At 42.2% G+C, this 5953-nt stretch carries 8 protein-coding genes; 5 read left to right on the top strand and 3 right to left on the bottom strand.

The genetic code is table 11. The features are described 5' to 3' along the window. The coding region (locus CAG68_RS02495; protein ID WP_161440744.1) for a DUF3466 family protein at positions 1-1599 on the top strand (1599 nt) is incomplete at its 5' end. 181 nt (positions 1600-1780) lie between these two features. Next, on the top strand, positions 1781-1954 hold the full coding sequence (gene rmf, locus CAG68_RS02490; RefSeq protein WP_005377453.1) for a ribosome modulation factor: 174 nt from the start codon (positions 1781-1783) through the stop codon (positions 1952-1954). A gap of 140 nt (positions 1955-2094) precedes the next feature. Here the strand turns inward: rmf and fabA are convergent, their stop codons facing one another. Together fabA and CAG68_RS02480 are read right to left on the bottom strand one after the other, a co-directional pair. Next, positions 2095-2613 carry a bifunctional 3-hydroxydecanoyl-ACP dehydratase/trans-2-decenoyl-ACP isomerase gene (fabA, locus tag CAG68_RS02485; RefSeq protein WP_005390081.1) on the bottom strand — a complete coding sequence of 173 codons (519 nt, stop codon included), beginning with the start codon at positions 2611-2613 and terminating at the stop codon, positions 2095-2097. Between the two features lie 70 nt (positions 2614-2683). Next, positions 2684-4324 carry an AAA family ATPase gene (locus CAG68_RS02480; protein WP_053303052.1) on the bottom strand — a complete coding sequence of 547 codons (1641 nt, stop codon included), beginning with the start codon at positions 4322-4324 and terminating at the stop codon, positions 2684-2686. Positions 4325-4534: 210 nt separating this feature from the next. On the opposite strand from CAG68_RS02480, the gene matP reads away from it, so the two are divergent. From matP to CAG68_RS22280, 3 genes are all read left to right on the top strand, one after another. Further along, positions 4535-4984 (top strand): macrodomain Ter protein MatP, encoded by a 450-nt coding sequence (gene matP / locus CAG68_RS02475; protein ID WP_005396497.1) that lies wholly within the window; start codon positions 4535-4537, stop codon positions 4982-4984. A gap of 15 nt (positions 4985-4999) precedes the next feature. Further along, a complete protein-coding gene (locus tag CAG68_RS02470) occupies positions 5000-5311 on the top strand; it encodes a DUF3634 family protein (protein ID WP_064368427.1) in 312 nt (103 codons plus the stop codon). Positions 5312-5425: 114 nt separating this feature from the next. Then, a complete protein-coding gene (locus CAG68_RS22280; RefSeq protein ID WP_017634287.1) occupies positions 5426-5749 on the top strand; it encodes a hypothetical protein in 324 nt (107 codons plus the stop codon). On the opposite strand, the gene CAG68_RS02465 is transcribed toward CAG68_RS22280, so the two are convergent. Continuing rightward, on the bottom strand, positions 5744-5953 hold a 210-nt coding region (locus CAG68_RS02465), incomplete at its 5' end, for a hypothetical protein (RefSeq protein ID WP_161440743.1). The genes CAG68_RS22280 and CAG68_RS02465 overlap by 6 nt on opposite strands.

Here is a 5953-nt window from a genome sequence, read left to right as displayed (position 1 = left end):
GCTTACGGGGTTGCAATTCAACAGGGCGATGCAGGTACAGATCCTTCAACAGGTTCACCTTTCGCTTTAGGCTGCTTTGATGCAGCAGCAAACTGCACGCCAGAGCAGTTTAAACTTGCAATGGAAACTCGCACTACACCGATTTCAGCGACACAAGCCGTGGATGGGAACAGCTATCGTGAAGAAATCCCATTCGGATTAGACGCTGGCTTTTATTACATCCAAGAACTCAAAGACTTTGAGCGTTACTGTTACAACCAGCTTCGCTATTCCACCTGTGACTCTTGGGCCTCAGTAAACTGGACGCCGTGGAATAAAGAACGTAGTAAAGACTTTACTTCTAATGCGTTAGCGTTCATAGAAGAAGATTCTGCTGCTTATAAAAATGAATATAACAATGTTATCAACCAGCTTACCGAGGATGGTGCAGCTGTCGGTAATCAGAGTAAAGTTAGCACAGAAAATGCTTCTACATTAGAAACACGAAATACCGTAGTTGCACCAGTAGAGCCAAATATTCTTACTGGCGATAGTGACGCAAGTGTTGTGCAAAGCCATGCTTGGAGCACAGACGGCATTTTTACTGTTGGCAGTGTTTCTCGAACAGCAAGCAATACCAATGGATCTCACCATACATCAAAAGCAGCGATTTGGGATCAAAGCGGAACCGTCAGTGAATTGGCTTGGCCAAGTGGCACATCTAAAGATGGAGAAAGGTTAGCTCAAGGGAGCATGCGTGACCTTGTCACTGATGGAACTACGGTCTATGGCGTAGGTTACAACACTTACAGTGATGATAACTACCTGAATGCGACTGTTTTTGTCGGAACTCTAGAAGCCGAAGGTAGCGTTGAAAACGCAACTTGGAAAAATAAAGTTGTTGTAGGAGCTAGACAGCGCGAAGGTGATGATACGGTTCATACAAACTCACGATTAACCGACGTTAACTCTAATTTTGTTGCTATTGGTGAAGCGAAACGTTCGGGCGGATACTTAATGCCAACGGGCTCTGCTCCGAATCGTCTCTTTATCGTAGATGATGTTCGTAAGGATTCTATTAGCGCTTTTTACCCAACTACTGGCATTTTCTTTAGCGGTGCGGGCGGTAAGATGGGCGGTATCAACTCTTACAATGAAATCGTCGGGCAACTTGATGCGGAAACGACTCGTGAAGACGATGGCAAGCCACGTCGTAAGCGCGGTTTTATCTATCCATATAGCCTAGGTGGCGAGACTAGTGAACGTGCTGCAACATTATTCAATGGAAAAGCTTGGTTCCTAGACAGTTTGACTAACGGCGGTGATTACTCTGAACAAAACAATCAGTTCCGTATTATCGACGCAACTGATATTAATGATGCAGGTGTGATCTCTGGTACTGCTATGAAATGTGCAGGTGGTTATAGCACAACAGCAAACAATGCGACATGTAGCTCTGAAGAGCAAATTGTAGCAGTCAAACTAGTACCTATTGCTGACGCAACTAAGGACGACATCGTATCTCGAAGCATTGACTCAACGACGACAGAGCGTCAAGGTGCAGGCCTTGGTTGGTTAGCTTTGACCATGCTTGGATTGTTTGGGTTCCGTAGAAAATAGTTAAAAATCGTCAGTAATTTTTAAATCAAGCAGAGGCTCACACATTTGAGTCTCTGCTTTTTTTATGCCTTGAGAAATTGCCTACTTTGATCGATTCTTATAAGTGGAGTCATAAAAACTCCATCAAAGTTTCACAATAACAGCTGTACGTTAGTAAATGGACCTGTATGAGGAATTAACTATGAAGAGACAAAAGCGTGATCGCCTAGAACGAGCTCAATCTCAAGGCTACAAAGCTGGGTTGAATGGAAGGTCTCAAGAGGCTTGCCCATATCAACAAGTTGATGCTCGGTCGTATTGGTTAGGTGGTTGGCGTGATGCCAGAGATGAAAGACAATCTGGTCTCTACAAATAAACTCTCCACATACAAAAAGAAGGATTCGAAAGGGCTCTACGGAGCCTTTTCTACATTATAGGGACATAGGGAAGTAGGTTAACACTGGATAACAAAAAGGCTCCTAAATAGGAGCCTTAATAAATCGATTAAAATCGAGATTAGAAGCTTGAAGTATCTTGGAACAAGCCAACTTTCAAATCTTTTGCTACGTAGATTTCTTTGCCGTCCACACATACACGACCGTCAGCCAAACCCATCACAAGCTTACGGTTTACAACGCGTTTCATGTGGATTTCGTACGTCACTTTTTTCGCTGTTGGCAGGATCTGACCTGTAAACTTCACTTCGCCAACACCCAGAGCACGACCTTTTCCTTTGCCACCAACCCAGCCAAGGAAGAAACCAACAAGTTGCCACATCGCATCAAGGCCAAGACAACCCGGCATTACTGGGTCGCCAGGGAAGTGGCAGTCAAAGAACCACAAATCTGGAGTAATATCCAATTCCGCCAAGATCAAACCTTTACCAAAATCGCCTTCAGTCTCAGACATTTTAGTAACACGATCCATCATTAGCATGTTTGGCGCAGGAAGCTGAGGGTAACCAGGCCCAAACAGTTCGCCTTGGCTAGAAGCAAGTAGATCGTCACGGTTATAAGAATCACGTTTGTTTTGCATTATCAATTACTCCAATTTTTGATAGCTGCATCTTAGTGAACACGTGTACGCTAAACAACTCCGATCAGTACTAGACAAACCAGTTTTTGATGCGCTGCACAATTCCTTCTGGATGCTCATGTCTTTCAAAGTTTTCAATACGTTCCGCTATTTTGCCAATAATGCTATCGTCTTCACCTCTAAAAGGTTTATTCATTACAATCGGAATAGCTTCATCTACGGTAGAAACGGACCAAATATGGAACTCACCATTTTTAATGCTTTCTATTACATCTTTATGTAATGCAAGGTGTTTAAGGTTTGATTTTGGCATCACAACACCTTGATTTCCTGTAAAACCTTGATGTTTACAAACCTGATAAAAGCCTTCAATTTTTTCGTTCAAGCCACCGACGGCTTGCACTCGACCAAACTGATCAACAGCTCCTGTAACAGCAACTTGTTGATTAATTGGAGATTCAGATAAAGCACTCACCAAGCAACAAAGTTCTGCAAGAGATGCACTGTCACCATCAACTTCACTATAAGACTGTTCAAATACGATGGAGGCAGAGTAAGGCAGTGGTTCATCCAGTTTCAGAGCAGAGCTCAAGAAAGCTTGCATAATCATCATGCCTTTTGCATGTAGATTGCCTCCAAGCTCAGCTTTGCGCTCAACATCGGAAACATCGCCATCACCAAAATGAATTACACAAGATATTCGTGCAGGCTCACCATAGCTGACAGGGTGCCCAGCCATATCAATAACGGTTAGGCCATTGATTTGACCAACTTGTTCCCCAGTTGTCTCAATGATGACTTGGCCATCTAAAATATCGTACACGGCACGCTGAGGAAGGTAAGATTCTCGGTAATACTTGTCGTCAATCGCTTTATCTAACGACTTGTAATCTAATGCTCGGCCATCACTGAACTGGCTGGCAAGCGTTAGAAGTTGAGAGTGCCACATTACTCCTAAAGGCAGATAATGTTGATCTTCAGTAAATCTCATACCGGCCAGCAACAATCTTCTAAAACCACATTCGGTTAAGTGAGGCAGCTGATATTGAGAACATATCCAGTTCACCAAACCAAAGTAATCTGTCAAATTCTGCTCTGACAGATGAATATCTTCTTCAACTTCCGTATACATGGCAAAGCCAGAACAGAAGTCTTCATCGATGTATTCTAGCTCTGCTAACTGACTTCTTTCTCCTGTTACAATCAGTTTTACATCATAAGCTTTAGCTTGCGGTACTGAAGTAGGTAAACGAGTAGGGCTTAGGTTCAGTGGCTCGATAAGGTTTTGTTGAATTGCAGACTTTATATTTGGCCAAAGTCCTGGGTTAGCCAAAATTAGATTAGCCGGTACAATTAAGTAACCGCTATCTGCCTGTGAAATTAAGCCAGGTTGGAAGGCAATATCACCACTTAAATCGACACTGTAACGGTCAAATAAGCGTTTGGCATCAAGTGATTCCGACAAAACAATCGCAGCGTTAGACTGGCTCTGAAGAGCTTTACTGATGAACTCTCTATAGACAGAATTATCTACGCAGTTAATGAGTAGTACTCGCGTCAATCCAGAAATTTTTGAAAAACGAGATATCGTTGCCGACATTCTCGGTTGGAGCTCAGTAAAAGACTTCTTTGGTAACGAAGGTGCAGACTTTAAAAGTGCTTCGTACTGCTCAAGTGAAGGTGTTACGTCTTGCCAATTAAGTTGGTTCATTAAAATTCATCGTAATTCAATCTTGCCGACATTATAACGAAACGGACTATAACACCCTAGCACCAATTTGGTTTGCTCTCGGCATTCATCTCTCAATGAACAATACTTAGACAAATGAGTGATCAACATCGATACTTCTAAGAGTTTTATTTGCCCAAGTAAACCATCTGGGTTACGCTGTCACTAGGTTATGTTTATGGGTCGGAACAAATGAAATATCAGCAGCTTGAGAATCTAGAATGTGGGTGGAAATGGAAGTATCTCATCAAAAAATGGAAAGATGGTGAAGCGATTACCCGACATATTGATACAAGCGAAGCAGATGCAGCGGTCGCAGAACTAAAACGCCTTGAACACGAGCCTACACTTGTCTTGGCTTGGATAGAAAACCACATGTCAGAAGAGTTAGATAATAAACTCAAGCAGGCTATCCGAGCGAAACGGAAACGTCACTTCAATGCAGAGCAAGTCCATACAAAGAAGAAATCCATTGATTTAGATTACCGAGTTTGGGAAAAGCTTTCTAGCAGAGCGAATGAACTTGGTTGTACGTTATCTGACGCAATTGAATATTTGCTTTCCGAAGCGTCGAGAAGTGAAAAAGCGAGTCAAAAAGTTACCTCAATTAAAGAGGATTTGAGTAAATTGCTATCTAGCTAGGATAGGGAGTGCCAAATGTTATATGTAATCTTAATTGCAGCCATCGTGATCTTTTGGTTGATCGCAGTCGATAGGCCGGTGTTAAAAGTAAAGTTCGATAATGGCCATATTAGTAACGTAAAAGGGCATCTACCTCCTTCTTTCAAACACAACTTACAGGATATTAGTGAGCATAACCCGTTTACTGGTGAAATGAAGGTGTATAGCCAACGGACAGGAATGCGCTTAAGCTTTTCCAAAGGCATTCCCAAAAAAGTTCAACAGAGGATTCGTAACGTTTTTCCGCATCAGGGCTTCAAAGCAAACAAAAGCAAGAAGCGCGCTTAATTACATATCAGTTACTTCATCATGTTAAATGGGACGCAATGTGGCGTCCCATTTTCGTATCTACAGAAAAATTACTTATCATCGAACAATCAACAACATAAACGGACCAAAACGATGAGATACGTTGTAACTTTAATGATACTGATCTTTGCAAGTACTTCAGTTTTTGCTGACGATTCAGAAACGAACCTGTTGGCTAAAAAGATTAAGACTAAGCTTCAAAAGAAAGTAGACAATAAGTTTGATGACTATCAAGGTTATTGTGACGTCATGATAGAAATGGAGCACAAAAGTAAAAACGCAGTAATAAAAAGAGTAACCAGTAGTGGCGACCAAAAAGTGTGTAGGTACGTTAAGTCCAACTTGAAGAAAGGAAAACGCTATCGTTACAAATACCCCGAAAAGTACATTCGCCTCCATATAACCACAGGCTTATAAATGTTTCAGAACGCCTTGATTAAGAGCGAGTGAACTGAGCTCGTGATTTTTGGCAGATTTCGTTGCGGAGCGATTAGAGCGTTTAGCTGATTTTTGCTGTTGTACGAGACGAGCATGAAAGGCTTTTTGCTCAGCAGCGCGTTTGAGTTCGTTAAAGTAGTGATGACATTGAATGGCGAACTCAGTGAGTTGGCCGTCACCACC

Source organism: Vibrio sp. V42_P2S4T144, from assembly GCF_009904715.1.
GTDB classification, from domain to species: Bacteria; Pseudomonadota; Gammaproteobacteria; order Enterobacterales; family Vibrionaceae; genus Vibrio; species Vibrio alginolyticus.
Note: the sequence above shows the minus strand (reverse complement) of the source record. Positions and strands in the feature narration are given on the sequence as shown.

What these genes read in the sequence shown, in the direction of transcription:
- rmf (WP_005377453.1), top strand. Translation starts at nt 1,781, where the DNA reads ATGAAGAGACAAAAGCGTGATCGCCTAGAACGAGCTCAATCTCAAGGC.
- fabA (WP_005390081.1), bottom strand. Translation starts at nt 2,613, where the DNA reads ATGCAAAACAAACGTGATTCTTATAACCGTGACGATCTACTTGCTTCT.
- CAG68_RS02480 (WP_053303052.1), bottom strand. Translation starts at nt 4,324, where the DNA reads ATGAACCAACTTAATTGGCAAGACGTAACACCTTCACTTGAGCAGTAC.
- matP (WP_005396497.1), top strand. Translation starts at nt 4,535, where the DNA reads ATGAAATATCAGCAGCTTGAGAATCTAGAATGTGGGTGGAAATGGAAG.
- CAG68_RS02470 (WP_064368427.1), top strand. Translation starts at nt 5,000, where the DNA reads ATGTTATATGTAATCTTAATTGCAGCCATCGTGATCTTTTGGTTGATC.
- CAG68_RS22280 (WP_017634287.1), top strand. Translation starts at nt 5,426, where the DNA reads ATGAGATACGTTGTAACTTTAATGATACTGATCTTTGCAAGTACTTCA.